This is a genomic window from Streptomyces sp. NPDC107575, from assembly GCF_055657265.1.
The window spans coordinates 289365-315550 of record NZ_JBVKBG010000005.1; the positions used below are offsets into that span (position 1 = coordinate 289365).

The following is a 26186-nucleotide window of genomic DNA, read 5'->3' on the forward strand; positions in this document are numbered from 1 at the left end:
AAATCGCCTACAGGCCACCGACCGCCGCCGACAGCGCGCCGACAGCGGTCCCACTGGTGGGTGGATCCGTCAGCGCAGCACCTCGAACGCCCAGTAGTCCGCGGGCCCTTCGGCCGTGTACGGCACGTCGCGGCGCCGCTCGACGACCTTGAGGGCGCCGTCGTCCGCCTGCCCCTGCACGTAGGCGACGAAGTCCGAACCCGCGAGGTACTTCGAGAAGGTGCTCAGCAGGACGAGGCCGCCGGGCCTCGTGACGCGCAGCAGTCCCTGCACCCCGGTCGGCGGCACGTGCCCCAGCGTGAACACACCGCAGCACACGCTCACGTCGTAGCTGTCGTCCGCGAACTCCACCAGCCCCCGGTTCATGTCCACGCCCGCGGTCAGCGAGCGGTAGACGCCCGTCCTGCGGGCCTCGGTGACCATGCCCTCGCTGAGGTCGAAGCCGTCGATGACGGTGACACCGCGCCGCTCGAGCACGCCCCCGACCAGGCCCGTTCCGCAGCCCGCGTCGAGGACGACGGAATCGGCGCCGATCGCACCCGGATGGTCGCCCGCCATGGCGTCGAACAGCTCGCCGATCTCTTCGGGGCCCCGGTAGTCGGTGGTGCGCAGATCCTCGTCGTACGAGGCCGCCCATTCTCCGTAGTACGAGTCGATACGGTCGGCAACGCCGTCCAGACCGTGCGCCCGCTTGATCCGGTCCTGGCTCTGTGACACCCAAGTCTCCCTTGTCGTCGGACGGTTCACGCCCCCGGCGGGCACGTTTCGACCCGCCCCGGGGGGGGGACCGTCACGCCGCTACCCGGAAAGGCCGGATCCGAACATGACCGGGTGTCGACCGGCCGGTTACAGCAGATGAGTGGCGGTGGTGAAGCGCGCCAGGGTGTCCGGCAGCGGGTCGATGCCGATGCCGGGGCCCGAGGGCACCGTGAGACAGCCGTCCTTGTCGAGCACGAACGGCTCGGTGATGTCCTCCGCGTAGTAGCGGCTGGAGGCCGAGGTGTCGCCGGGCAGGGTGAAGCCGGGCAGTGCGGCGAGGGCCAGGTTGGGGGCGCGGCCGATGCCCGTCTCCAGCATGCCGCCGCACCACACCGGCACACCGTTGGCGACCGCCACGTCGTGGATGCGGCGGGCCTCCAGGTAGCCGCCGACGCGAGCCGGCTTGACGTTGATGATCCGGCAGGCCTCCATGGCGATGGCCGTGGCGGCGTCGCGCGCGCTGTGGATCGACTCGTCGAGGCAGACGGGGGTGTTGATGCGTTCCTGGAGGCGGGCGTGGGCTCGCAGGTCGTTCTCGGTGAGCGGCTCCTCGATGAGCAGCAGCCCGAACTCGTCGAGCTTTCGCAGGTGTTCGGCGTCGGCGAGCGTGTACGCGGTGTTGGCGTCGACCTGGAGCGGCAGCGCGTCGCCGAAGCGCTCGCGCACGGCGCGCAGCGGCTCCAGGTCCCAGCCGGGCTCGATCTTCAGCTTGATGCGGACATAGCCCTCGGCGAGATACTCCTCAACATCGTCGAGCAGCTCCGGGATGGAGTTCTTGATGCCGACGGAGACACCCGCGGGCACCCGCTGCCCGGTGTCCGAGCCGAGATGGGTGGCCAGCGGCATGCCGTACGCGCGCAGTTCGGCGTCGAGCAGCGCCGTCTCCAGGGCCGCCTTCGCCAGTTCGTTGCCCTTGACCGGCTCCATGGCCCGCCCGGCGGCGGCCGCGCGCGGCTCGGGCAGCGCCTTGACGCGCGGCAGCAGGAAGTCGCGGATGACGATCTCGGCGCCCGCGATGAACTCGGAGCAGTACAGCGGGTCGGGGTCGCCCGCGAACTCCGACCAGCCCTCGGCCTCGTCGGTGATCACGTGCAGCAGGAAGGCGTCCTTGCTGTCGACGCTTCCGAACGAGGTACGGAACGGCTTGACCAGCGGAATCGCGATGTGCAGCAGCTCCACGCGTTCGATCTTCATGCCTGGTCCTCCTGGGCGGTGGAAGCGGAGAGGTGAGTGAGCAGGTACCAGCCGTCGCGGGACATCGCGGTCGCCCGCAGGCCCTCCGCGTACGCCGAGGTGAAGACGTCGCGCACGGCGTGCCGCCAGCGCAGCGCGGTGTCCGGGTCGCTGGCGCGCAGCGCGACGATGTCCTCGGGGACGCGGCACCACAGCCGGGTCGCGTCGCGGGCGGCGAGCGGTCCGCCGTCGGGCGCCTTGGCGGTCACCGCGGCGGCGGCGCGGCCCTCGACCGGGTCCGGGGCGTGCGGGGCGTCGGCCGTCAGGTCCCACAGGGCGGTGAGGCGGTCGGTCTCGTCGCCGTTGTTGATGCCGTCGTCCATCGGCCCGTAGAAGTCGACCTGGTACTCGCTGGCGACCGCGCCGAGCTTCACCAGGTTGAAGCGGGCGTTCCTGGCGACGAGCGGGTCGAAGGTCCAGCGCATAGTGCGGGCGCCGCGCTCCAGGGCCCAGACGCGCTGGGCCTGCTTGACGGCGTGGCCCGTGCCACGGTCGGAGACGGCCGCGGCGGCGGCGAGCGAGTACACGTCCCGCTCGGCGGGCGGGCCGAACACCGCGACCGACGCACCGACCACGGCTTCGCCCGACCGGGCCGCGTGCACGGCGCCACCGGCGTGGGCGACGCTGTGCAGCACATCGGTGTGGAAGGGCGGCGCGTCGCGGGGCATCTGCCACACGTCGGCGAGGAAGTCGGCCACCGCCCGCAGGCCTGCCACGTCGTCGACGGTCGAGGTCGTCAGATCGTTCATGGCACGAGTCTCGGCGCGGACGCCGGGGAGGGGCTTGTGGAGGCGGCCAATCATCGGCGTCTAGCCTGTTGCGATCGGCCAATCCCCCGTTCACGCCGTCGGCGAAAGGTTCACCCATGGACACCTGCACGCTGGGAAACCTCCTCGACGCGCTCGGCGGCTCCACGCTGCGCCTGCTCAGCGCCCCGCACGGGCTGACCGTCCCGGTCACCGAGGTGCTGCTGCACGATCCGCACGCCCCGCTGCCGGAGCGGGCTCCGGGCGCGCTGCTGCTCGCCGTCGGCGTGCGCCCGGGCGAGGCGGGGCCGCTGGTGCGCGACGCCGGGCGGGCCGGGATGGCGGGCGTCGTGGTGCGCGGCGACGGGGCCGGCGCGGTGCCCGATGCCGAGGCGGCGGGTGCCGCGCTGCTCGGCACGGACCGGGACGCCGCCTGGCACCAGGTGTTCCAGCTGCTGTCGTCCGTCGTCGGGGCACACGGTGCGCGCACCGCGCCGCTGGGCGAGGACGCACTGCCGGGCGATCTGTTCGCACTGGCCAACGCGGTCGCGGCAGCGGTCGGCGGGGCGATCGCCATCGAGGACCTCGGCCGCCAGATCCTCGCGTACTCGACCGTCCCGGGACAGCCGGTCGACGAGACCAGGCGGCAGGGCATCCTCGGCCGCCAGGTCCCCGGCAGCCCGGAGAACGACGAGGACTACCGCCTCCTGTACGCCGCCGAGGGCCCGCTGACACTGCCCGGGGTGACCGCCGACGAGCTGCCGCGCCTCGCCACCACGGTGCGTGCCGGAGGCGAACTGCTCGGCTCGATATGGGCCGTGGACACCGGCAGCCTGGCCGCCGACGCCGAGGACGCGCTGCGCCAGGGCGCCTCGGCCGCCGCGATGCTGCTGCTGCGGGCGCGGGCCGCCGACGAGCTGGCCCGGCATCTGAGCAGCGACCTGCTGCGCCGCCTGCTCGACGGCTCCATCGAACCGGCCGCGGCCGCGCACCGCCTCGGCCTCGCGCCCGACGCCCCAGTGCGGGTCGCGGCGTTCGCGCTCGCGGGCGCGGCGACCGCGCAGGACGGCGGGCAGGCGGCGCTGCGCCTGCTCGACCTCGTACGCCTCCAGTGCCAGACCCGCTACGGGCAGCACGCCTGCGTCCTGCTCGACGGTGTGGTGTACGCGCTGCTGCCGGTGGTCGGTGCCGCCGACCACGCGGCCGACCGGCATCTGCGGATCGCGGAGGACATCGTGCGGCGCGCGGAGGAGGCGCTGCGGATCTCCGTGCGGGCCGGGCTCGGGCACGCGGTGCCGGGGATCGCCGGAGCGCGGGACTCGCGCGACGACGCCGATCTGGTGCTGCGGGTGCTCGGGGCGGGGCAGGTCGCGGACGCCGGGCAGGTGCGGGCGAGGACCTCGCTGCTCGTGCTCGGCGAGTTCCTGGCGGACCGCAGGGACCAGGCGGCCGGGCCCTGGCGGGACGTCCTGGCGCACGACGCCGAGCACGGCACCGAGTACGCCCGCACCCTCATCTGCTGGCTGGACGCGGGCTGCGACGCCGGACGCGCGGCGGAGCGCCTCGTCGTTCACCCGAATACCTGCCGCTACCGGCTGCGCAAGGTGCAGCGGCAGCTCGGCATCGACCTCGACGACCCGGACGAGCGGCTCGTGCTGTGGGTGCAGTTGCGGACGCTCGCGGGGCTACGCGGCTGAATCCCCGGACAGCAGCCACCCGCGCAGCCGCTCCTCGCACGCCCGCACCTCCGCCACCGGAACGAACTCCCCCGGCGTGTGGGCCAGTTGAGGGTCGCCGGGGCCACAGTTGAGCGCCGGGACACCGAGGGTCGAGAAGCGGGCCACGTCGGTCCAGCCGAGCTTCGGCCGCGGCTCGACGCCCAGCGCCTTGACCAGATCGGCCGCCAGGGGCCGGTCGAGCCCCGGCAGCGCGCCCGGCTCGACCTCCGTGATCCGCAGCGCGCACTCGGGGAAGAGTCCGCGCAGGTACGCCTCCGCCTGCTCGGGCGAACGGCTGGGCGCGAAGCGGAGGTTGACCGTGACCACGCACTCGTCGGGCACGACGTTGGACGACACACCGGCGCGTACGGCGACGGCGTTGAGGCCCTCGCGGTACTCCAGGCCGTCGATCGTGATCCGCTCCGGGACGTGCGCGTGCAGCCGGGTGAGGACGTCGCCCGCGAGGTGTGCGGCGTTGCTGCCCATCCAGGCGCGCGCGGTGTGCGCCCGCCGCCCCGGTACGACGATGTCGGCGAGCAGGAAGCCCTGGCAGCCCGCCTCCACGCCGCCGTCGGAGGGTTCGAGGAGCAACGCCAGGTCGCCGTCGAGGAGTTCGGGCCTGCGCGCGGCGATCACGGCGAGGCCGTTGCGGTCGCCGACGGTCTCCTCGCACTCGTAGAACGCGAAGGTCACGTCGCGGGTCAGCGATCCGCGCGCGCCGGACGCCGCGGCGGCCAGCTTCAGCGCGACGGCCACGCCGCCCTTCATGTCGCAGGCGCCGAGCCCGTACAGCCGCTCGCCGTCGCGGCGCGCCGGGAGGTTGCCGGCCTCCGGGACGGTGTCGAGGTGTCCGGCGAGGACGACGCGCTCGGGGTGGCCGAGGTCGGTGCGGGCGACGACGGAGTTGCCGACGCGCTCCACCTCGAGGCCCGGCAGCGCGCGCAGCGCCTCCTCCACGGTGTCGGCGAGCGGGCCCTCGGCGCCGCTCTCGGAGGGCATGTCGACCAGTGCCCCGGTGAGTGCGACGACGTCGGCGGCGAGGTCGAGGGGCACGGCTGATCTCCTTCACGTCTGCGGCGCGGGGTGTCCGCGGGGGTGCGCCCACCATGCTCGGACGACACCGCCGGCCACGGGTTGTGACATCGGCCAACACCCCACGTCGCACTTGTGCCGATCGGCCAATGTGCGGGGCCCGCCGGTCCCGAAGGATCCGCACCCTCACCGACACACGTCGTACAGGAGGACCCATGGGCCCTGTGGCCACTCAGCTGTGCCGCCGCAAACCTCTGGACAGCATCGTCGCGGATGCCGAGGGCACGGCGCACGACGGCCCCCGCCTGCAGCGCACCATGGGGCTCGGGCGGCTGACACTGCTCGGGATCAGCTCGGTGCTCGGCACCGGCATCTTCTTCGTCCTCGGCACGAGCGTGCCCACGGCCGGGCCCGGTGTCGTCCTGTCGTTCGTCATCGCGGGCACCGTCGCCGCCCTCGCGGCGCTCTGCTACGTGGAGCTGGCGGGGGCGATCCCGGTGGCGGGCAGCACCTACTCGTACGCGTACGCCTCGCTCGGCGAGGGCATCGCGTACCTCGTCGCCTGGTGTCTCGTGCTGGAGTACGGAGTGGCGGTGTCCACCGTCGCGGTCAGCTGGGGCCAGTACCTCAACGAGGTCTCCGACGCCCTCTTCGGTGTCACGCTGCCCGACGCGATCAGCCAGCCGCCGGGCGCGGGCGGCCTGGTGAACATCCCGGCCATCGTGGTGGTCCTCGCGTGCACGGCGCTGCTCGCCCGCGGCACCCGCGAGTCCATCCTGGTGAACTCGATCCTGGTGTGCGTGAAGCTGGGCGTCCTCGTGATGTTCGCGGTGGTGGCGCTGACCGCCTTCCAGGCCGACCGCTTCACCGACTTCGCCCCGCACGGCATGGGCGGCATCACGGCGGCCGCCTCCGCGGTGTTCTTCTCGTACGTCGGGTTCGACGCGGTGTCCACGGCGGGCGAGGAGGTCCGCAACCCGCGCCGCACCATCCCGCTGGCCCTGCTCCTCACCCTCCTCGTGGTGACGGCCCTCTACATCCTGGTCGCGGTGGCCGGTATCGGCGCGCAGCCGGAGGGGGCGTTCGCCCGCCAGGAGGCGGCAGGCGAGGCGGTGCTCGCGTCGATCCTCACGCACGTCACGGGCTCGGGCACGGCCGCCCTCGTCCTGTCCGCGGGCGCGGTCGTCTCCATCTTCAGCGTCGTCCTCGTCACCCTCTACGGGCAGACCCGCATCCTGTTCTCGATGGCACGGGACGGCCTGGTCCCGCAGGTCTTCCGCCGGGTGGACCGCAAGCGGCACACCCCGGCGGCGAACTCCTGGATCGTGGGCGTCGCGGTCGCGGCCCTCGCCGGGTTCGTCCCGCTCCAGGAGCTGGCCGACCTGACCAGCATGGGCACGCTGATCGCCTTCGTGGCGGTGGCCGCGGCGGTGATGGTGCTGCGCCGCATCGCCCCGGACGCGCCCCGCCCCTTCCGGGTGCCGCTGTACCCGGTGGTCCCGATCCTCACCGCCGCCGCCTGCGTCTACCTGGCGTACCAACTGCCGGGCCTGACCTGGACGTTGTTCCTCGGTTGGCTGGCCCTGGCGGCGGTCCTGTACCTGGCATTCGGCCGGCGCAGGTCGGCGCTGCGGGACGGGGCGGAGCGGGAGGAGGAGACGGCGGGCGCGCTCTGACCGGCTAGACGCGCACGTCCCCGCACAGGTGGACCCGCAGTCCCAGTTCCCGGAACATCGTGGCCTTGGCGCACAGCGCCTTGTCCGCGGTGGCCGCGTCGGGGGCGTAGGCGACGTTGAGGTGGTTGGCCTTGTGGCGGGCCATGAACTGGTCGCGGGTCACGCCGTGCAGGACGGCGTGCATGATGGGCCACTCGGGGTTGGTGGCGTCGAGGCGGCGCCGGGTCTCCTCCTCGGGCAGTTCGACGACGCTCGCCCGGCCGAGGTCCGCGTGCAGTGCGCCGTCCATGATGAAGACGCGGGACCAGACGATCTCGCCGGGCTTGGAGACACCACTGAGCGTGCCGCCGCCGAGCGGGAAGAACATGGCCGGCTGCCGCTTGGAGTACGACTTGTCGTAGCCGCCGTGGTGGGATGCGGGCACCGAGCCGGAGATCTCGAAGACCCAGACGAACCGCCCGTCGTACTCCTCGCCCCAGCGGATGTCGTGCAGCGTCGTCGCCGGGTCGAGGCCCATCGCGGTCCAGATCCGGTTGGTGGCCAGGGAGTCGACGGCCACGCCCTCGTCGACCTCGTTGAAGTGCGGCAGCGGCGCGCCCGCGTACAGCTCGCGGGAGCCGTCGCGGGACAGCACCGCGGGACGCTCGACGTTGTTGAGCAGCCCCTCCGCCAGGTCGCTCGCCGGGACGGTGTCCTTGAGGCCCTGCTGGTACTGGATGCCGACCGCGTCCAGGCCGAAGTCGTCGGACAGGCGCAGCGCGGCGATGTACATCTTGAACTGGCTGAGCAGCTGGGCGTCGGTGAGTTCGGTGGCCTCGTCGGTGCCGGTGTGGAAGGTCATGCCGGCCGCGTCCAGCCAGTCGCGGACGGCCTGCGCCTCCGCGTCGGTCACCTTGTTCATCTCGACGACGAGCGCGCTCTGCGACAGGCGCTCCTTGTAGACGCCGAGGGCGTTCAGCAGCTCGTCGTCGATGATGGCGTTGTACATGCCCATGCAGCCCTCGTCGAAGACGCCGATGACGGCCTTCTCCTCCCGGAGTTGACGGGCGAGGGCGGTGCCGAGTTCGGTCTCCGCGTCGGCCGGGAGCGCGGGCAGTTCCCGTACGTGGCTGGTGTCGTGGGTGAGCGTGCCGGTCTCCAGCCAGGTGCGCAGTCCTTCGCGGGCCCAGTCGTCGGTGAAGTCCTCGCTCCACAGCACGGAGTGGGCGACGCCCGCCTTGGTGAGGCTGGCGGTGAGGTTCAACAGGCCGACCAAGCCCGGGAATTCGCCGCTCCAGTTGGCGACGACGAGGATCGGTCCGCGGTGCGTCCGCAGTCCGGCGAGGACATGGTGGCTGTACTGCCAGACACCCTCGACGACGATGAGCGGGGCGTCCGGCGGCAGGGTCTTGAACACCTCGATGCCGGCACGCTGACTGTCGATGAAGCCGTGCCCCTTGACCTCGTCGACGGGGTGACCGCGGCGCACGCTCCGGCCGAGGTCGGTAAGCGCGGCGGCCAGGTCCGCCTCCAGCTTCTGCTGCGAGGGCCACCCGGCGAGGTTCGCGGAGGGCCGCAGGTCACCGCTGGCGACGGTGTGGACGACACCCGGCTCTGCGGCGGGCGGCGTGAGGGGCTGGGGCAGGGCGTACGTCATGCGGTGACTCCAATGCGTGCGGTACGAGTTGGGGTGTCAGCGGGTCTGGAGGTCGGCCAGGGCGTGTGCCACGTCCGCCGACGCGGGGTAGAGCTCGCGGTACAGCGCGTACAGCTGGTCGTAGCGGGCGGTCACCTCGGGGCGCGGGGCGATCCGTTCGGCGACGGGGTTCCAGTCGTCGATCCGGGCGCCGTCGGTGACGAGCTGCGCGGCCAGCAGGGCCCCTCCGTAGGAGGCTCCGACGGACGTGGTCCGCACCTCCTGCGTGCGGCCGGTGACGTCGGAGACGATCTGGGTCCACAGCCGCCCCTGCGTGCCGCCGCCGACGGCGACGACGCGGCGGATGTCGCCCCCGGCCGCCTCCAGTGCCTCGATGTTGTGCCGGACACCGAAGGCGGTGGCCTCCAGGGCGGCCCGGTACAGGTCGCCGCGGGTGTGGCCGAGGGTGAGCCCGGCGATGACACCACGGGCGCGCGGGTCGTCGACAGGGGTGCGCTCCCCGGCGAAGTACGGCAGCATCAGCAGGCCGTTCGCGCCGGGCCCCGACTTCTCGGCGAGGCCCAGGAGTTCGGGGTAGTCGACGTCGCCGAACAGGTCGCGCAGCCAGCCGGTGACGGCGCCGGAGGTGGCCATGCCGCCCGCGAGGTTGCGGGTGCCGGGCAGGGCGCCGACCGTGCTCCACAGCGCGGGGTCGCGCAGCAGGTCTGGCACGGTGTGCACGAGGAACATGGTCGTGCCGTACATGAGCATCAGGTCGCCGACGCCGTGCGCGCCGACGCTGAGCGCCTCGGCCCAGGCGTCGATGGTGCCGGTGGTGACCGGGATGCCTTCGGGCAGCCCCGTGGCGCGGGCGGCCTCGGCGGTGACCGCGCCGGCGGCCTCGCCGGACCAGCGCAGCGGCGGGAGTTCGATGCCGGGTGCGATCCGCTCGGCCCACGGCGCGTACCAGTCGCGGGCCAGGGTGTCGTAGAGCGGGGTGCACTGGCTGGCGGAGTGGTGGTCGAGGACGTAGGCGCCGGTGAGCTTGCGGGCCAGCCACGAACTGGGCATGTAGAGGCGGCGGGCCCGGGCGAACAGCCCCGGTTCCTCGTCGGCGACCCAGGCCACCTTGGCGCCGGCCGCCTGCGAGGTGAGCCGCGAGCCGCACCGGTGGGTGATCTCGTCGGCCCCCAACTCCCCCTCCAGGCGCTCGATCTGGGCGACGGAGCGGGTGTCGACGCCGTACAGGATCGCGGGCCGCAGCGGCGTGTCGTCGGCGTCGGCGAGCAGTACGCAGGGCCCCATGCCGCTGACGCCGACGGCGACCACGTCCGTGTCCTGGGCGGCCGTCAGCTCTCGGGCGAGCGAGACGAACTCGTCCCACCACACCTCCCCCGACATCTCCACGTGCCCGGGGGCGGGGCGGTCGACGGTGTGCTCGCGGACGGCGGTGTGCAGGACGGTGCCGTCGAGGGCGACGAGGATGCCCTTGCTGCTGGAGGTGCCGATGTCGACGCCGATGACTGCGGACTGGGGCATGGTGGTGGCCACCCTTTCTGTCGCTGCTTCTCTGGCGCTACTTCAGGCCGGAGGTCTTGATTGATTCGACCATCTGGCGCTGGAAGACGAGGAAGAGGGCGAGCATGGGAATCACCGCCACCACCGCGGCGGCCAGCACGTAGTTCCAGTTCGCGCCGTACTGCGTGCTGAACGAGGCGATGCCCACCTGGGTGACCGTCAGGGACGCGCTGTTGGTGGCGACCAGGGGCCAGGCGAAGGCGTTCCAGTTCGCGAGGAAGAAGAACACCGAGAGCGCGGAGAGGATGGGCCGGGACAGCGGCAGGATGACGTTCCAGTACACGCGCCAGTAGCCGCAGCCGTCGACGATCGCCGCCTCCTCCAGTTCCTTCGGGATGCCGAGGTAGAACTGGCGGAGCAGGAAGATCCCGAAGGCGTTGAACAGCGGTGGGACGATCAGTGCCGCGTAGCTGTCCAGCATTCCCAGCGTGCGGACGACGACGAACAGCGGGATCAGGATGACGGGCGCGGTGATCAGCAGCGTCGAGAAGATGACCACGAAGATGCCGTCCCGGCCCGGGAACTTGAGTCGGGCGAGCGCGTAGGCGGCCATCGAGTGGAAGAGCAGGGCCACCGCCGTGATCACCGCGGCCGTGATGAAGCTGTTGAACAGCCAGCGCGCGAAGGGCACTTCGGTGAAAACGTAGGCGAAGTTGTCCCAGGTGAGGTCCGTGGGAAGGAGCTTGCCGTCGGTGACCGTGGCACGGGTCTTGACGGACGCGGTGAGCATCCACAGCACCGGGAAGATGCTGACGGCGGCCAGCACGATCGCCAGGGCGACCAGTCCGGCACGGGGGCCGAAGCGGCGCCGCCGGGAGGTTCCGGGCGCCGCGTGCACCGGCCTCATCAGGGTCGCGGTGTCACTGCTCATCGTCGAACCTCCCGCCCTTGGTCACCTTGAAGATCAGTCCGGACAGGGCGACCATGATCAGCACCAGGAAGGAGCCGAGGGCCGCGGCATAGCCGTACTCACCGAACACGAAGGCCTGTTGGTAGATGTAGAACATCGCCACCGCGGTCCCGTTGGCCGGGCCGCCGGAGGTCAGTACGAAGACCAGGTCGAAGGTTCCGGTGATGGCCGCGACGGTGGTCATGATCAGCACGAAGAAGCTGGTCGGCCGCAGCAGCGGCCAGGTGATGCGGCGGAAGGCCGTCCAGGCTCCCGCGCCGTCGAGCCTCGCGGCCTCGTACAGCTCCTGGGGGATCTCGTTGAGACCCGCCAGGAAAATGATCATGTAGTAGCCCATCATGTACCAGACGGTCACGGCGATGACGGCGTACAGCGCGAGGTCGGGGTCGCCCAGCCAGGACAGCGGGTTCATGCCGAGGGCGCTGCCCGCCTTGTTCACCACGCCCGTCTGTTCGTCGAGCATGAACTTCCACAGCAGGCCGACGACGACCAGACTGAGCATGTGGGGCAGGAAGAACGCCGTGCGGTAGGCGGCCATGCCCGGCAGCTTCTGCTTCATCAGCACGCCGAGCGCGAGGCTGACGCAGAAGAGGGTGGGCACGAGGATCACCACGTACTTCGCGGTCACCCCGATCGAGGACCAGAAGTACGGATCGTGCAGCATCCGCTCGTAGTTGCCGAGGCCCACCCATTCGTAGCTGCCGAAGCCCGAGACCTGGAAGAAGCTCAGGGCGATCGACAGGAACATGGGCAGGACGACGAAGATCCCGAGCCCGATGCCGTCGGGCAACAGGAAGAGCGCGGCGGCCAGCCACTCCCTGCGGGTCCGGGACATGCCACGGCCCGCGGGAGGTGCGGTCTCGGCGGCGGCCGGCACAGGCGGCCCACCTGTCGGCTGCGACGTCTGTGACGCGACGCTCGTCATATCAGGCTCGCCCCCTGGTAGCTCTGCATGAAGGCCTCGATGCTCTGGGCGGCCCGGTCCGTCTCGCCCGCCACGCCCTTGCCGGCGAGCATCGTCGCCTGGATGGCGTCGGACACCGCCTTGTAGACCACGGGCGGGTAGCGGGGTTCGGCGCGGCCGCCGGGGAAGATCTCTTCCTTGAACTTCTTCATCGCCCAGAAGTCGTAGCCGCCCTTGGCGGCCGCCCGTTCCAGGGCCGAGGTGCGGGGCGAGATGTCGGACTTGGAGCCGGTGCACCAGTCGACGGTCCGCCCGATCGACTCGTCGTTCATCCCGCCGAGGGCCCAGGCACAGAACTCCGCCGCGACCTCGGGGTTGCTGCCCTGGGTGCTGGCGCAGAACGACCAACCGCCGAGGACGGTGGCGTACTTGCCGCCGCTGGGCACCGGCAGCTTGAAGACGCCGTACTTCTGCTTGGGAGCGGAGTTCCGGAACCCGGAGATCTCCCAGATGCCGCTCTGCCACATCCCCGCGAGGTTGGAGGTGAAGGCGGTGATCGGGTCGTCGGCGGCGGGCATCGTGCGCGGCGCGATCCCCGCCCGGACCGCGTCCTGCCACAGCGCGAGCGCCTGCCGTGCGGCCTTGGAGTCGAAGCCGACCCGCCCCTGTTCGTCGACGACCTCACCGCCGCCCTGCCACAGCCACGGGTACCAGGTGAAGTTCTGGTAGTAGCCGGGGTCCGTCTGGAAGACGAGGCCCGCACCTGCCTTGGTGCGCAGCTTGTCACCGGCGTCCAGCATCGCGTCCCACGTCGTCGGGATGTCGCCCTCGGACAGTCCCGCCTTCTCCCAGACGGGGACGTTGTAGTACATGGCCAGCGGCTCGACCTCCATGGGCAGGGCGTAGACCTTGCCGTCGACCATGCGGCTGTCGAGGCTGTTGCCGTAGTCCTCGACGACACCCTTGTCCAGGTGCGGGGTGAGGTCGGCGAGGATGCCGCCGTTGTAGTAGCGCAGGAAGTCGCCGGGGCTGAGCAGGAAGATGTCCGGGCCCGCCTCGGAGGCGAAGGCGGTGACCATCTTCGAGCCCTGGTAGCTGTCCCCGGGCACGTAGTACAGCTCGATCTTGACGTCGTGGTCGGCGTTCCAGTCCTTGACGAGGTCCTGGAACCACTTCGCGCGCGCCCGGTCCGCCGGTTCGGGCGAGTGGGCATCGTAGAAGTACCAGAACTTCAACGTCCTGCCCTCGGCCCTGGCCGGCCCCCCGCAGTCGCTCAGCAGCGGTGCGGTAGCGCCGGCCGCCGCGAGGCCCGCGGCGGCGCCGAGGACGCGGCGGCGGGACGGCGTCACGGCGTCCTTGCCGTGTCGGAGCATGGCGTGCTCCCGTCTCTCTTGGTGGGTGTGGATACGCGGATACGGCTACATGTGCGTGTCGACCTCGAGGTCGAGCAGGTCCGGGGCGGGCGGCAGGCCCACGCCGGCGGGGCGGTCCAGGTAGAAGAGGGACGTCGACGCGATGTCGTCGTGGTTGGCGCGGTAGCGGTGCCGCAGGCCGTTGCCCTGGCCGCGGCCGATGCCGAGGCACTGCACCGTCACCCGCAGGTCGTCCTGGAAGCGGATCGGGTCGAGGACGTGCCAGCGGTACATCCCGAACCGCTGCTGGCTGTCGTACAGGCCGTCCGGCTTCAGGATCTGGTTGAGGCCGAGGTACGGGGTGGTGAACGCGGTGTAGCCCTGGCCGGGGACGTCGAAGTTCCAGGCGCCGCCGAAGTAGTCCTCGGTGCCGGTGCCGCAGATGGTGGGCCACGCGTCGTCGCCGTCGAGGAAGAACTTCAGCTCGCCCTCGCCCCACCAGCCGGGGCTGTTCACGGCCCAGGCGAGGTAGGTGCCGACGTACTGGCCCTTGCCCTCGACGCCTTCGAGGAGGGTGTGGTCGGTGCCGGCCGTGACCGGGTTGCTGCGTCGCCACTGGGCGTGGAAGTAGGCGGCGTCGTCGGCGACTTCGTCCAGCTCGTAGTCGATCTGGTAGTAGAGCGTGAGCTGTTCGGGGGCCAGGTTCTCCAGCGTGATCCGGGCCTTGCGGCGGAACGGCATCGGCCAGTACGCGTTGAGCCCGCCGTTCGGGTTCGCCGCCACGGGGATCGAGCTGACCTGGCTGAACACGTTCCAGCCGTTGCAGAAGAAGTCGCCGAGCGGGACCTCGACGGCCGGGGTGTCCTCGCCCTCCCAGTAGAAGCGCAGCAGCGTCTGGCGCCAGGCGGCGTGCGGGGCCGTCGTGCACCAGATGTGGGTGATCGTGCCGGGCCCGTCGATGTCGGCGAGGACGACCGTCTCCCCGGCGGCGATGTCGATGCTCGGCGAGATCTTCCAGCCGCGGCCGAGCCGGCTCGCGGCGGCCGCGCCCGTGCCCTCGGTCGCCATGCCGCCTGCGCCCTTGGCGCCCGTGAAGTTCTCCGCGCTGATCGAGCGGGTGACCGCGCTGGTGGTGCGGGCGAGGCCGGTCAGTCCGGGGGCGATGCTCATCGAAGCTCCGTCGTTTGAACCGTCGTTGTGAGTCGTCGTCTGAAATCGATTTCGCACGACATCGCGGAGGTTCTCTCCGTCAATGTCTGGAATGCCGAGCTGAGAAGTCCGCACCCGTTGCGGGTCGCGGCGGAACGTCTTGAAATCCGTTTCACGGGAACGTAGGTTTCCCGCCAGACGCTGTCAAGAGTTCGCGTGGGAACCGGAGTTGCCGAGGCGGACAATGACGGCAGCACCGGGCACGGCCGGATCGCGGGGCGAACTGCCCCGCCTGGACGAGGGGTTGAGTGAGGGGTCTGTGGCGACGATCTACGACGTGGCGCGCGAGGCCGGGGTCTCCCCCGCCACCGTGTCGCGGGTCTTCAACGGCGGCCGGGTCACCGCGGAGCGCGCGGCGACCGTGCGCGCCGCCGCGGCCGTGCTCGGCTTCGCGCCCAACCGGGTCGCCCGCTCCCTGCGGATGCAGCGCGCCTCCGTGATCGGCCTGATCATCCCGGACATCGGAAACCCGTTCTTCACCGCGCTTGCCCGCGGCGTCGAGGACGCGGCGCAGGAGACCAACCTGTCGGTGGTGCTGTGCAACACGGACGAGGACGTGGACAAGGAGCACCGCTATCTGGAGGTGGCCGCGGCCGAGCAGATGGCCGGCGTGATCGTCGCCGCGGCCTCCCGGCACCGCACCGACCTGTCCGCGCTCGTGGACCGGGGCACCCCGGTGGTCGCGGTCGACCGGCGTCCGCGCGGCGCCTCGGTGGACGCCGTGATGATGGACAACCGGCACGGCGGCGAGGAGGCCACCGAGCATCTGCTGGCGCGCGGGTACCGGCGCATCGCCTGCATCGCGGGCCCCGAGGGCGCCTCCACGTCCGACGAGCGACTCGCGGGGTACCGGGCGGTGCTGCGCGACCACTTGGGCGACACCGGTGCCGGACAGTCGACCGAGCCGCCCGCCGAGTACGTCGTGCACGGGGACTTCCGGGTGGACGGCGGGCGCGCCGCGATGGAGAGGCTGCTGGCCCTGCCGGAACCGCCGGACGCCGTGTTCGTGGCGAACAACCTCATGACGGTGGGCGCGCTCGCGGCCCTGCGCGAGGCCGGGCTGGCGCCGCCGGAGACCGGGCTCCTCTCGTTCGGCGACGTGCCCTGGCCGGAGCTGGTCACGCCCTCACTCAGCTCGGTCCAACTCCCCTCCTACGAGCTGGGGTTCGCGGCCGCCCAGCTGTTGCAGGAGCGCATCGCGGGGACCGCGAAGCCGCTGCAGACGGTGGTGCTGCGCACGTCGCTCCAGGTCCGGGAGTCGACGAGCGGCCCGGCCCGGAACTGAGACGCACGGGCGCCGACCACGCGGCAACGCTCCGTGTCGCGCCTACGCCGGACCGAACCACCGGTTCAGCGCCGCCTCGAGGCCGGCCGCATCATCCGGCCCGTGGCCGGTCCAGGCGACATGGGTGTCGGGTCGCAGGAGCATGCCCGTCGCGTCGGTGCCGTCCGCTGTGCCGGTGACGACGTCGACCCGGTCGCGCCAGGGCTTCGCCACGTCGGCGAAGTCGCCGCCGAGGTCGAGGAGCAACGGGCGTGCGGTGGCGGTCAGTTCGGCGAGCCGGTGGGTTCCGGCGGCGGTGCGCACGACGAGGTCGGGGGCGAAGCCCTCGGTGGTGCCGGCGACGAGGTGGGCGATGCGTTCCGTGCCCGCGAGTGTGTCCAGGAGTTCACCGAAGACGGTCCGCAGGGCGGTGACCTCCGGGCCGGGGCGCAGCAGCGCCGACTGGGCCAGGGTCGAGTCCACGACGCGTTCGGCGACGGGGCGGCGCTCCTCGTCGTAGGTGTCGAGCAGACCCTCGGGCGCCCACCCGCGCACCGTCGCGGCCAGTTTCCAGCCGAGGTTGACGGCGTCCTGAAGTCCGAGGTTGAGGCCGGGGCCGCCGATCGCGGAGTGCACGTGGGCCGCGTCCCCGAGCAGCAGGATCCGCCCTTCCCGGTAGCGGTCCGCGAGCCGTGTGTTGCCTCCGACGAGACGGCGCAGCAGGTGCGGCCCCTCGCCCTCGGGCGGGAGGACCGGCAGGGGTGCACCGAGGACGCGCTCGGCGCTGTCGAGCAGTTCCTGGAAGGTCATCGGCGCGGCCCGGTCGTCGTCCGGTGACTCGACCTCCGTGGTGTGGATGCCGGCGGGGCGGCCGGGCAGCCTGGCCCAGACGATGGTTCCGCGCTCGGTGCGTATGTACATGGTGGGCGGCAGCGTCCCGTAACCCGGGACAATCAACTCGCCCTGCGGGCCCACATGTTCGTCCGATGCGGACACGGTCGCGGAGCGGGACACGAAGTCGTCGTTGGTGACTCCGGGAAAGCCGATGCCGGTCAGGCGGCGCACGGTGCTGCGTCCGCCGTCGGCCGCCACCAGGTAACGGGTGACAAGGGACTCCCCGCTCGCCAGGGTCACCCGTACCGAGTCGGCGTCCTGTCGGACATCGGTGACCTCCTGACCCCTGCGCAGGTCGACCCCGAGTTCGGTGGCCCGCTCGGCGAGGACCTCCTCGATCCGGGCCTGTGGCGCGGGGAGGATACCGACCGGGTTGTCCTCGAGCCGGTGGAGTTCGAGAGGGAACGCGCCGAACATGTAGCGGGGCGCGGGCCTGACGGGTTCGTCGCTGCCGCTGATCCGGGCGTACAGACCGCGCCGGTCCAGCATCCGTACGACCTGGCCCACCAGGCCGTTCGCCCGGGGTTCGGTCTTGGGCCCGGTGAGTTTCTCGATGACGACCGGGCGGACCCCGGCCAGTGCCAGTTCAGCGGCCAGCATCAGCCCGTTGGGGCCGCCACCCGCGATGATCACGTCGAACATGACATGCCTCCTCGAGGCACTAAGGGGTCGGGAGCCCGGCGGCCAGCATCGTGAGGGCCGAGCGCAGCAGTGGCTCCATCGGCTGTTCCGCATCGCCGTGCAGGAACAGGTCGAGTGCGGCACTGTTGGCGGCGGTCACGCTCGCGGCCACGAGGCGGGGGTAGAGGTCGAGGTCGACGGAGGTGCCCGTGCGGTCGGCGATCGCGGCGGCCAGCTCGCTTTCGGCGATCTTGCCCGCGCGCAGCATCTCGGACTGCAGCGCGGGCTCCGCCACCATCACCCGCAGCCCCGCCGCCCAGTCGGCCGGTTCCTGCGGCGGCATGTCGCGCACTTCAGGACCCGGTTCCAGCTGCCGGAGCACCGCCTGGGTGATGACCTCCCACAGCGGCTCGCCCTCCGGCGCGGACCGGACCTCCTCGGCCACCCGCAGGGAGCGCCGGAGGTGACGGAAGGCGATCGCCTCCGCCTTGCTGGAGAAGTAGTTGTTGAACGTGCGCGGCGAGACACCGACCGCTCCGGCGATGTCCTCGACCCGGACGTCGTCGAGCCCGCGTTCCACGGTGAGCCTGATCGCGGCCCAGCTCAGAGCCACCCTCGTGGCTTCCTTCTTGCGCTCTCTCAGTCCGCTCATGGCACCACAGTAGCAAACATTGCGCGCCACGCAATAATGCGTGGCGCGCAATGTTGCTCGGCTCTCAGACCGGGTGGAGCGACCCCCCGCCGCTCAGGCGCTGGGCAGGCCGAGGGCCGGGGCGAGTTCGCGCAGCGCGGGCAGCGGGTCGTCGGAGGGGTCGTCGCCGAGGACCTGCACGACGACCTGGTCGGCGCCCGCGTCCAGCTGTGCCCGTACGCGCGCGGCGACCGTCTCCGCGTCGCCCATGGCCACCATCGCCTCGGCCAGCTTGTCCGAGCCTCCGACGACCACGTCGGACTCCTCGAATCCCTGACGCAGCCAGGAATTGCGGTAGTTGGGCAGCTGCGAGTACATGTGCAGATGCTGGTGCGCCCGCCGCAGGCCGGTCTCCCGGTCCGTGGTGAGCGCGACGCCCTGCTCGCTGACGACCCACTTGTCGGGGCCCAACTGCTCGCGGGTGGACGCGGTCTGCTCCGGCGTCACCAGGTACGGGTGTGCCCCGTCGGCGGCCTTGCCGGACAGCTCGATCATCTTCGGGCCCAGGGCGGCGAGGAGCCGAGCGGGGCGCTGCCCGTCCGGCTCCACCGCGTCCGGCACCGCGTCCATGGTCCGCAGGTACTCCCGCATGGTGGCCAGCGGCTTGCTGTAGGAACCGGCGTAGCTGTGCTCCACCAGCGGGGCGTGGCTGACACCGAGGCCGAGCACGAACCGGCCCGGGTGCAGCGCGCCGAGCGTACGGGCGCCCGCTTCGCTCGCCGGGGCGCTGCGGGCGTGGATGTTGGCGATGCCGGTGCCGACCACCAGGCGTTCGGTGCCGCCGAGCAGGGCGGCGGCCTGCGTGAAGGTCTCCTTGCCTCCGGCCTCGCCGTAGAACAGCGAGGCATAGCCGAGGTTCTCGATCTCACGGGCTCGGGCGACGACGTCGTTGATCGGCCACCGGTCACTGGTCCACCAGACGCCGACACGAGAACTGAAATTGATGTTGGCCATGCCTCCGAGGCTACCCACACGCGCCTCAGTGCGAGTCGCGCGGCACGGCGCTGCCGCGGCACCCCCGCAGGAAGTCGAAGTCCGCGCCCCGGTCGGCGCCCTCGACATGGTGCGTGTAGAGCCAGGCGTAGCCGCTGGTGTGGCGCGGCTCGGGCGGCTCCCAGGCTGCGCGGCGGCGTGCCAGTTCGGCCTCGTCGACCTCCAGGTGCAGCGAGCGCTTCGGGACGTCAAGGGCGATGGTGTCCCCGTCACGCACGAGGGCCAGCGGGCCGCCGACCGCCGCTTCCGGTGCCACGTGCAGGACGACCGTGCCGTACCCCGTGCCGCTCATCCTGCCGTCGCAGACGCGCACCATGTCGGTGACCCCGGCCTTCAGCAGCTTGGTGGGCAGTGGCACGTTCGACACCTCGGGCATGCCGGGATAGCCCTTCGGGCCCGCGCCGCGGATGACGAGCACCGTGTCCTCGTCGACGTCCAGGTCCGGGTCGTCGCACACCGCGTGGTACGCCTCCGGGGAGTCGAAGACGCGGGCGGTGCCGGTGTGTGTGAGCAGGTGGGGCGAGGCCGCGGACTGCTTGATGACCGCGCCGTCGGGGCAGAGGTTGCCGCGCAGGACGGCCGTCCCGGTGCCGGCGGGCTGGAACGGGTCGACCACGCCCGTTATCACCTCGTCGCCGATGCGCTCCGCGTCCGCCACGTTCTCGGCGATGCTGCGCCCGGTGACCGTGAGCTGCTCGCCGTCGAGGAGTCCGGCCCGCACCAGTTCGTGGTGGACGGCGGGCAGGCCGCCCGCGTAGCAGAAGTCCTCCATGAGGTACTTTCCGGACGGCATGAGATTGAGCAACGTCGGTACGTCGCGGGCCAGTTGGTCGAAGTCCTCGGTGTCGAGGCGTACGCCGACGCGGCCCGCGAGCGCCGTCAGGTGGATGATGGCGTTGGTGGAGCCGCCGATCGCCGCGTTCGTGCGGATCGCGTTCTCGAAGGCCTCGCGGGTGAGGATGCGGGACGGGCGCAGGTCCTCGTCCACCATGTCCACGATGCGGCGGCCGGCCGCCTGCCCGGTCTCGTAGCGGCGCATGTCGACCGCGGGCCAGGTCGCGGAGCCCGGCAGCTGCATGCCGAGGGTCTCCGCCATGCACGCCATGGTGGAGGCCGTGCCCATCGTCATGCAGTGGCCGTTGGAGCGGGCCATGCACCCCTCGGCGAAGAAGCACTCCTCCTCGGTCATCCGCCCGGCCTTGACCTCGGCCTCCATCTGCCACACCGCCGTGCCGGAACCGACGTCGCGGCCCTGGAACTTGCCGTTGAGCATGGGCCCGCCGGTCACCATCACGGCCGGAAGGTCGACGCTCGCGGCGCCCATGAGCATGGCGGGTGTCGTCTTGTCGCAGCCAGAGAGGAGGACCACACCGTCGAGCGGGTTGGCGCGGATCAGCTCCTCGACCTCCATGGCCATGAGGTTGCGGTACAGCATCGCCGTGGGCCGCATCAGTGTCTCGCCGGTGGCCATGGTGGGGAACTCCAGCGGGAAGCCGCCCGCCTGCCACACCCCGCGCTTCACGGCCTCGGCGACGCGCGTCAAGTGGGCATTGCAGGGGGCGAGTTCGGAGGCGGACACGGCGATGCCGATGACCGGCCGCCCGTCGAACACCTCGGGCCCGAAGCCCTGGTTGCGCATCCACGACCGGTACACCATGCCGCCGCGTCCGGCGGCACCGAACCAGGCCTGACTGCGGCGGGCCGCGTGACCATCCGTCATATGGTTCCACTCCTGTACGTAGCCGGGTTGTTCAGCCGAAAAGGTCGGTGAGCTGCTGTCGCACCGTGAGCACGGACAGCACACCGAAGAGCACCACCGCCCACACCAGGGCAGCCACGCGAACACCGCGCACCTTCAGGGGGTTGGGCAATGCGGTGCGGTTCATGACGAGGAGCAGGATCGAGTACACGAACATCATCAGCCCGGACACGCACGCCGAGATGACGAGCAGCACGAGCGGCTGGTCGAGCCCGGAGAGCAGCACGATCGCGCCGACGGCGACGACCGCCCACACCAGGCGCGCGTACATCCGCGACTCGCTGACCCGACTCCCGCGCAGATACGTCGACTTGAGGACGTCGGCGGCCATCCTGCTGGTGTAGTCGATGATGCCGGTGGCCGCACTGAACAGGGAGAACGCGCCGACCAGCCAGAAGAACACGCCGAACCAGTCCCCGACGCGCTCCTGGAGGACCTGACCCTCCTTCTGGATGAAGGCGACGTTGTTCTCGAGCCCGCCGGTCCCGAACAGCGTCGAGTGCGCCAGCAGCGAGGACATCACGATCGTCACGACGGTGACGAGGACGAAGGTGAGGGCCTGCTCGACGTTGGCGAAGCGCCACCAGCGGCGCCAGCGGGCCATGTTCGTCTCGTTGAGCTCGAAGACGTAGCCGACGACGGGGCCCGCGGCCTCCTCCTTGCCGGTGACCGGGCTGACCAGGCGGGGCACGTAGTGGCCCATGCCGAAGCCCTTGTCGCGGATCCAGTTGCTCTGCACGAGGTTCTGCCCGCCGCCCGCGCCCGCGTAGGCGAGGGCGCCCATGAGGACGGCCACGCCGAGCTCGGAGGGGAACGTCGCGTCGGTGACGGCCTTCGGCAGATCGCCCACCGTGGTGGCGGTGACCGCGAGGATCAGGGCGAGGACGAAGAAGCCGCCGATGACGAGGATCTTTACGCCGAGCAGCTTCTCCAGCGCGTTGTAGACGACGGGCGCGAGGGTGAGGATCAGGCCGATGAGGACCAGGAGCCCGATGCCGATGTAGGCGGGTCTGCCGCCGAACACATAACTGAGCATGGTGGCCGAGCTGGTGGCCCAGCCCGGCCAGAGGTTGGCCGCGTAGGTGAACACCACCATGACCAGGCCCCAGTGCCGCCAGTAGCGGTTGAAGCCGGTCACCGCGGTCTCGCCGGTGGCGAGGGTGTACCGCTCGATCTCCATGTTGAGGAACCACTGCGTGACGACACCCACCACGGCGCCCCACAGGAACACCAGTCCGGCCTGGGTGGCGATGTAGGGCCAGAGGATGAACTCGCCGGAGGACACGCCGACCCCGGCGGCCACGATGCCGGGCCCGATGATGCGCCAGGTCTTCGCGGGCGGTGCGGGCAGTTCCCGTACGGCGGGTGGCGGGAGGAGCTTGGTGCGCAGGGGGAAGGGGGCGGGCGCTGGGGAGGGGGAGTTTCCGGTCTCGGTCATCTGGGGCGTCTCCGGAGGCCGTTGGGGCGGAAGGGGAGCGCTTTGCGATGCCCCGCAATCATCGGATGATTCACGGAGATCGTCCAGAGGGTGCGCACGAAGAACGCCCCGGACCTGGTGGCCCGGGGCGTTCTCGCTGCGTGGTGTCTCAGACTCCGGCGCTCTCCGTGGCCTGCGCCGCACCCGCCTTCGCCTTGCCGCGCGGCGCCCATCCGGCCAGCCACGGCAGGACGAGCGCGAGCACGCCGAGGGCGGCCCAGGCCCCGCCGACGGCCCAGGCGGCACCGGCCGACAGCAGGACCGGCACGAAGGTCACGGTGGCCGTCTCGACGGGCGCGACGGGGATGTACGCGACGCCGAACTCCTCCAGCGTGCCGCTCTTCAGCTTCGGGTCGACCATGCGCAGCAGGGCGATCGCGGTCGCGGCGGCGCCGGTCGTCCAGCCCCACGTCACGAGCCCCTTCTCGAACCAGTTCCCGTCGAAGAGGCGCGGCGCGACGACCAGGAACAGGAAGAGCACGAGGGCGAGGCCGACCGCGAACATCAGCGCCAGCGGCAGCCAGTAGTCGGCGACGAAGCTGGGCACGATGGACGCGATGCCGCAGGTGATGAGGACGTCGGTGGCGGTGCCGGAGAGCGACTTGAGCGATTCCCCGTCGACGTAGTTCCACGCCTTGGTGCGGGCCACGACGGCGCGCAGGATGAGACCGATGATGAAGGCCAGCGCGAAGACCGGGAGCATCAGCGAGGGGAACATCCCGGTGATCCACTCGGAGACACCGTACGCGGCGGCGGCGAGCGCGGCGATCACCGCGATCTGGAAGCCGAGCGGTTCGATGGAGGCGGGCGAGGTGGTCGCGCGGCCGGTGGGGTGGCGCTCCTCGTCCTTGCGCACGAGGCCGGTGCGCAGCTCCTCGGGGAGCGTCTCGAAGCGGCCGACGCTGCTGGTGTGGCCGCGCCGCGCGCCCCAGTTGCACAGGATGATGCCGCCGACGACGCCGACGAGCATGCCCACGGTGGCCGAGGTGAAGCCGAGCGAGCTGGCGCCCTCCCAGCCGTTCGCCTCGAAGGCCGTGCCGAGCGCGGCCGCCGTGCCGAAGCCGCCGGCCCAGCCCGCGAAGAGCAGGGAACCGAAGGCGTCGGGCACGTCCCACACCGGCTGCAGCAGCACCAGGCCGAGCACGACACCGAGGCCCACCTGCAGCGCGTAGGCGGCGACACCGTACGAGCCGAAGGATCCCGCCGCCTTGCCGAAGCCCTTGAGGCCGAGGCCGTCGGTGAGGGCGAGGCAGGCGAACACGACGACGATGAGCACGGACGCGTAGGTGCCGAGCTGGTCGGAGAACGGCAGCAGGCCCGCCCCTTCGGGCCCGAGCGCGAGGCCGAGGAAGCCCGCCATGACGCTGGAGGGCAGCATCAGCCGCTGGAACAGCCGGACATGGGCCCGCAGCAGGGTGCCGACGAGCAGCAGCGCGGCTATCAGGCCGGCGTCGCTGAGCAACGACCAGGGTGAGTAGGACAACGGGGACTCCGGGGTGGGGCAGGCACCTCAGTCAGTGCGGGACGAGCGGGGTGATCCGGAGTTTTCTATCAGCAAAGAAAGAGTAAAGGGAAACCCGGGTTCCGGTTTACCTCGGTATGCGGGCCCCTGCCGGTCACTGCTTGCCGGAGCCGACCGGGTCCACCGTCACGTTGGCGTCCGTGGAGTCGCTCACCGGCAGATTGAGGGAGACCGGCAGGGTCTTGGAGTGGGTCTCGTTCGGCGGGGTGACGACGATGCTCACGATGTCGAGACCCGAGCCACCCGTGTCGTTGCGCGGGGTGTGCAGCGTGAAGCGGGTCTCCTCGCCGTTCTTGAGGACGACGGCCGGGGCGGTGCGGTCGCTGCGCTTGGCGCTGATGCCGCCGGGGCCGTTGTCGGCCTTGAGGTCGACGCCCGGGAAGCCCTTGAGGGAGCAGGCGTCGCTGGTGTTCTTCAGGGTGACCATCAGGTCGCCCTCGCCCATGCCGTGGGCGGTGCTGAACGCGAGGTTCGCCGTCTTGCAGGGGCCGGTGTTGATCTGCCCGCCGCCGCTGCCCTCGTCGGCGTCGGCCGAACCGGTGGTGGCGGTGTCGTCCCCGGTGTTCGTGGCCTTGTCGTCCCCGCCCTGCCGCGCGTCGCCGCCGCCGTCCGATGCGGAGGCGGCGGCGGACGAGGAGGAGGAACCGGCGTCGTCGCTGCCCGCGGCGGAGTCCTCGTTGCCCTGACAGGCCGTGAGCGAGAGGCCCGCGACGAGGGCCAGGGCGGCGAGGGCGGTCTTCTGAGCGCGCATGGTTTCGGTTCCTCCGTGGTCGGTGGTGCCGTCCGCTCGGTGGGGGCGAGCGTTACTGCTCAGTGAGACCCGACCCACGGGTGAACCGTTCCTGTCGACCACGCACTCCTACATGGCTGTTACAAACGTCTGTCGGATCCTCACATCACGGCGTTGAGCGCCATGACCCCGCCGAGACCCAAGACCGCAAGGACCGTCGTATAGGTGGTCCGCGCCTTGATCGCGTCGAGGACCGACAGGTTGAAGTACTCCTTGAACATCCAGAAGCCCGGGTCGTTGACGTGGGAGAAGGCGATCGAGCCGCAGGAGACGGCGAGCACCATCAGCTCGGGCGACGAACCGCTCCCGGCCACCATCGGCGCCACGATGCCCGCGGCCGTGGACACGGCGACCGTGGCCGAGCCGAGGGCGATGCGCAGGATCGCCGCGATCAGCCAGGCGAGGAGCAGCGGCGAGATCGACCAGTGCTCGGTGGTGTCCTTGATGTAGTCCGAGATGCCGCCCTCGACGAGGACGTTCTTGTACGCGCCGCCCGCCGCGATCACCAGCATGATCATGGCCATGGACTTGGCGGCGTCGCCGCAGGAGGTGGCGATGTCCTTCAGGGAGCGGCCGATGCGCGGGCCGAAGACGTAGATGGCGAGCAGCAGGGTCAGCAGCAGCGCGAACTCGGGGGAACCGATGAACTTGATGACACCCATGCCCGGGGCGTGGTCGTCGAGGGACATCTCGGCGATGGCCGCACCGGCGATGAGGACCACCGGGAGCAGGGCGACGGCGAGCGACCAGCCGAGGGCCGGCATCTCGTCCTCTTCGAAGACGCGCTCGGTGACGAGGCCGGTGGGTATCGAGGGGTTCATCCGGCGGACGAACGGCAGCCGGGGCCAGACCAGGGCGATGAGGGCGCCGGCCGGGACGGCGATGAACAGGCCGACGAAGAGCGTCTGACCGACGGAGGCGTCGAACATCTCGGCCACGGCGGTCGGGCCGGGGTGCGGCGGCAGGAAGCTGTGCATCGTGGAGAGCGCGATGGACATCGGCAGGCCGATCCACAGCAGGTTCTGCCGGGTGACGCGGACCAGGGTGAAGGCCACCGGGACGATGATGACGAAGGCCACCTCGTAGAACATGGTGACACCGATGAGCATCGCGGTGACGACCATCGCCACCTGCACCCAGCGGTCGCCGAAGGCCTTGGTCAGCTTGGTGGCGATGCGTTGGGCGGCTCCCGCGTCACCCATCACGCGGCCGACCATGGCCCCGAGGCCGATCACCGGCAGGGTGCCGGAGAGTTGGTCACCGATACCGGTCTCCAGGACATCGGAGATCTCCGGCAGGCTGATGCCCTGGACCATCGCGACGACGACCGCGACGAGCAGCAGGGCGATGAAGCCGTTGAGCCTCACCTTGGTCATCAGGAACAGCAGCGCCACAACACTGAGCGCAACGACGAGCATTGGCATGATCACTTCTCCTTCGAAG

21 protein-coding genes are annotated in these 26186 nt (G+C 71.1%); 3 read left to right on the forward strand and 18 right to left on the reverse strand.

Annotated elements, in window-relative coordinates:
* Positions 1-69: 69 nt before the first annotated feature.
* From ACZ7L4_RS26130 to ACZ7L4_RS26140, 3 genes are all read right to left on the reverse strand, one after another.
* Positions 70-717, reverse strand: a complete 648-nt coding sequence (locus ACZ7L4_RS26130; protein ID WP_472106163.1) for a class I SAM-dependent DNA methyltransferase — start codon at positions 715-717, stop codon at positions 70-72.
* 129 nt (positions 718-846) lie between these two features.
* Positions 847-1953 (reverse strand): o-succinylbenzoate synthase, encoded by a 1107-nt coding sequence (gene menC, locus ACZ7L4_RS26135; protein ID WP_472106165.1) that lies wholly within the window; start codon positions 1951-1953, stop codon positions 847-849.
* Positions 1950-2741: a chorismate synthase gene (locus tag ACZ7L4_RS26140; protein WP_472106167.1), complete on the reverse strand. Its 792-nt coding sequence runs from the start codon at positions 2739-2741 to the stop codon at positions 1950-1952. The genes menC and ACZ7L4_RS26140 overlap by 4 nt, the downstream gene beginning before the upstream one ends.
* Positions 2742-2857: 116 nt before the next feature.
* On the opposite strand from ACZ7L4_RS26140, the gene ACZ7L4_RS26145 reads away from it, so the two are divergent.
* Entirely contained in the window at positions 2858-4435 is a 1578-nt protein-coding gene (locus ACZ7L4_RS26145; protein WP_472106169.1) for a PucR family transcriptional regulator, read from the forward strand.
* Here the strand turns inward: ACZ7L4_RS26145 and dapE are convergent.
* Positions 4424-5509 carry a succinyl-diaminopimelate desuccinylase gene (gene dapE, locus ACZ7L4_RS26150; protein WP_472106171.1) on the reverse strand — a complete coding sequence of 362 codons (1086 nt, stop codon included), beginning with the start codon at positions 5507-5509 and terminating at the stop codon, positions 4424-4426. The genes ACZ7L4_RS26145 and dapE overlap by 12 nt on opposite strands.
* 194 nt (positions 5510-5703) lie before the next feature.
* Here dapE and ACZ7L4_RS26155 point away from each other — a divergent pair, with 194 nt between their 5' ends.
* Positions 5704-7164: an APC family permease gene (locus ACZ7L4_RS26155; protein ID WP_472106173.1), complete on the forward strand. Its 1461-nt coding sequence runs from the start codon at positions 5704-5706 to the stop codon at positions 7162-7164.
* A 4-nt stretch (positions 7165-7168) separates the two neighbouring features.
* Here the strand turns inward: ACZ7L4_RS26155 and ACZ7L4_RS26160 are convergent, their stop codons facing one another.
* The 6 genes from ACZ7L4_RS26160 to ACZ7L4_RS26185 all read right to left on the reverse strand — a co-directional run bounded on the left by ACZ7L4_RS26160 (position 7169) and on the right by ACZ7L4_RS26185 (position 14693).
* The gene (locus tag ACZ7L4_RS26160) at positions 7169-8800 is read right to left on the reverse strand and encodes a fucose isomerase (protein WP_472106175.1); all 1632 of its coding nucleotides are present in this window, start codon (positions 8798-8800) and stop codon (positions 7169-7171) included.
* A 36-nt stretch (positions 8801-8836) separates the two neighbouring features.
* On the reverse strand, positions 8837-10318 hold the full coding sequence (locus ACZ7L4_RS26165; protein ID WP_472106177.1) for an FGGY-family carbohydrate kinase: 1482 nt from the start codon (positions 10316-10318) through the stop codon (positions 8837-8839).
* Positions 10319-10355: 37 nt separating this feature from the next.
* A complete protein-coding gene (locus ACZ7L4_RS26170; protein ID WP_472106179.1) occupies positions 10356-11228 on the reverse strand; it encodes a carbohydrate ABC transporter permease in 873 nt (290 codons plus the stop codon).
* Complete coding sequence (locus ACZ7L4_RS26175; RefSeq protein WP_472106181.1) at positions 11218-12102, reverse strand: carbohydrate ABC transporter permease; 885 nt, start codon at positions 12100-12102, stop codon at positions 11218-11220. Before ACZ7L4_RS26175 ends, ACZ7L4_RS26170 begins: the two co-directional genes overlap by 11 nt.
* A gap of 86 nt (positions 12103-12188) precedes the next feature.
* A complete protein-coding gene (locus tag ACZ7L4_RS26180) occupies positions 12189-13544 on the reverse strand; it encodes an ABC transporter substrate-binding protein (RefSeq protein WP_472106183.1) in 1356 nt (451 codons plus the stop codon).
* A gap of 45 nt (positions 13545-13589) precedes the next feature.
* A complete protein-coding gene (locus ACZ7L4_RS26185) occupies positions 13590-14693 on the reverse strand; it encodes a glycoside hydrolase family 172 protein (protein WP_472106185.1) in 1104 nt (367 codons plus the stop codon).
* Positions 14694-14991: 298 nt separating this feature from the next.
* On the opposite strand from ACZ7L4_RS26185, the gene ACZ7L4_RS26190 reads away from it, so the two are divergent.
* Positions 14992-16017 carry a LacI family DNA-binding transcriptional regulator gene (locus tag ACZ7L4_RS26190; protein WP_472107348.1) on the forward strand — a complete coding sequence of 342 codons (1026 nt, stop codon included), beginning with the start codon at positions 14992-14994 and terminating at the stop codon, positions 16015-16017.
* A 42-nt stretch (positions 16018-16059) separates the two neighbouring features.
* Here ACZ7L4_RS26190 and ACZ7L4_RS26195 read toward each other — a convergent pair whose 3' ends face one another.
* The 8 genes from ACZ7L4_RS26195 to ACZ7L4_RS26230 all read right to left on the reverse strand — a co-directional run bounded on the left by ACZ7L4_RS26195 (position 16060) and on the right by ACZ7L4_RS26230 (position 26167).
* Complete coding sequence (locus ACZ7L4_RS26195; protein ID WP_472106187.1) at positions 16060-17532, reverse strand: FAD-dependent monooxygenase; 1473 nt, start codon at positions 17530-17532, stop codon at positions 16060-16062.
* A 19-nt stretch (positions 17533-17551) separates the two neighbouring features.
* Positions 17552-18163 (reverse strand): acyl-CoA-like ligand-binding transcription factor, encoded by a 612-nt coding sequence (locus tag ACZ7L4_RS26200; RefSeq protein ID WP_472106189.1) that lies wholly within the window; start codon positions 18161-18163, stop codon positions 17552-17554.
* Positions 18164-18256: 93 nt separating this feature from the next.
* Positions 18257-19156, reverse strand: coding sequence for an LLM class F420-dependent oxidoreductase (locus ACZ7L4_RS26205; protein ID WP_472106191.1), 900 nt, complete (start codon positions 19154-19156; stop codon positions 18257-18259).
* A gap of 25 nt (positions 19157-19181) precedes the next feature.
* On the reverse strand, positions 19182-20915 hold the full coding sequence (locus tag ACZ7L4_RS26210) for an IlvD/Edd family dehydratase (protein WP_472106193.1): 1734 nt from the start codon (positions 20913-20915) through the stop codon (positions 19182-19184).
* 31 nt (positions 20916-20946) lie between these two features.
* Positions 20947-22392 (reverse strand): Nramp family divalent metal transporter, encoded by a 1446-nt coding sequence (locus ACZ7L4_RS26215; protein ID WP_472106195.1) that lies wholly within the window; start codon positions 22390-22392, stop codon positions 20947-20949.
* A 148-nt stretch (positions 22393-22540) separates the two neighbouring features.
* Positions 22541-23914: a sodium/glutamate symporter gene (locus tag ACZ7L4_RS26220; protein WP_472106197.1), complete on the reverse strand. Its 1374-nt coding sequence runs from the start codon at positions 23912-23914 to the stop codon at positions 22541-22543.
* Positions 23915-24047: 133 nt separating this feature from the next.
* On the reverse strand, positions 24048-24704 hold the full coding sequence (locus ACZ7L4_RS26225) for a DUF4232 domain-containing protein (RefSeq protein ID WP_472106199.1): 657 nt from the start codon (positions 24702-24704) through the stop codon (positions 24048-24050).
* A 140-nt stretch (positions 24705-24844) separates the two neighbouring features.
* Positions 24845-26167, reverse strand: coding sequence for a gluconate:H+ symporter (locus ACZ7L4_RS26230; protein ID WP_472106201.1), 1323 nt, complete (start codon positions 26165-26167; stop codon positions 24845-24847).
* Between the last annotated feature and the right edge of the window lie 19 nt (positions 26168-26186).

Excerpts from the sequence above, each read along its gene's own strand:
- ACZ7L4_RS26225 (WP_472106199.1), bottom strand. The coding sequence starts at position 24,704 with ATGCGCGCTCAGAAGACCGCCCTCGCCGCCCTGGCCCTCGTCGCGGGC.
- ACZ7L4_RS26185 (WP_472106185.1), bottom strand. The coding sequence starts at position 14,693 with ATGAGCATCGCCCCCGGACTGACCGGCCTCGCCCGCACCACCAGCGCG.
- ACZ7L4_RS26160 (WP_472106175.1), bottom strand. The coding sequence starts at position 8,800 with ATGACGTACGCCCTGCCCCAGCCCCTCACGCCGCCCGCCGCAGAGCCG.
- ACZ7L4_RS26180 (WP_472106183.1), bottom strand. The coding sequence starts at position 13,544 with ATGCTCCGACACGGCAAGGACGCCGTGACGCCGTCCCGCCGCCGCGTC.
- ACZ7L4_RS26200 (WP_472106189.1), bottom strand. The coding sequence starts at position 18,163 with ATGAGCGGACTGAGAGAGCGCAAGAAGGAAGCCACGAGGGTGGCTCTG.
- menC (WP_472106165.1), bottom strand. The coding sequence starts at position 1,953 with ATGAAGATCGAACGCGTGGAGCTGCTGCACATCGCGATTCCGCTGGTC.
- ACZ7L4_RS26205 (WP_472106191.1), bottom strand. The coding sequence starts at position 19,156 with ATGGCCAACATCAATTTCAGTTCTCGTGTCGGCGTCTGGTGGACCAGT.
- ACZ7L4_RS26165 (WP_472106177.1), bottom strand. The coding sequence starts at position 10,318 with ATGCCCCAGTCCGCAGTCATCGGCGTCGACATCGGCACCTCCAGCAGC.
- ACZ7L4_RS26170 (WP_472106179.1), bottom strand. The coding sequence starts at position 11,228 with ATGAGCAGTGACACCGCGACCCTGATGAGGCCGGTGCACGCGGCGCCC.
- ACZ7L4_RS26210 (WP_472106193.1), bottom strand. The coding sequence starts at position 20,915 with ATGACGGATGGTCACGCGGCCCGCCGCAGTCAGGCCTGGTTCGGTGCC.
- ACZ7L4_RS26155 (WP_472106173.1), top strand. The coding sequence starts at position 5,704 with ATGGGCCCTGTGGCCACTCAGCTGTGCCGCCGCAAACCTCTGGACAGC.
- ACZ7L4_RS26230 (WP_472106201.1), bottom strand. The coding sequence starts at position 26,167 with ATGCCAATGCTCGTCGTTGCGCTCAGTGTTGTGGCGCTGCTGTTCCTG.
- ACZ7L4_RS26145 (WP_472106169.1), top strand. The coding sequence starts at position 2,858 with ATGGACACCTGCACGCTGGGAAACCTCCTCGACGCGCTCGGCGGCTCC.
- ACZ7L4_RS26175 (WP_472106181.1), bottom strand. The coding sequence starts at position 12,102 with ATGTCCCGGACCCGCAGGGAGTGGCTGGCCGCCGCGCTCTTCCTGTTG.
- ACZ7L4_RS26215 (WP_472106195.1), bottom strand. The coding sequence starts at position 22,392 with ATGACCGAGACCGGAAACTCCCCCTCCCCAGCGCCCGCCCCCTTCCCC.
- ACZ7L4_RS26195 (WP_472106187.1), bottom strand. The coding sequence starts at position 17,532 with ATGTTCGACGTGATCATCGCGGGTGGCGGCCCCAACGGGCTGATGCTG.
- ACZ7L4_RS26140 (WP_472106167.1), bottom strand. The coding sequence starts at position 2,741 with ATGAACGATCTGACGACCTCGACCGTCGACGACGTGGCAGGCCTGCGG.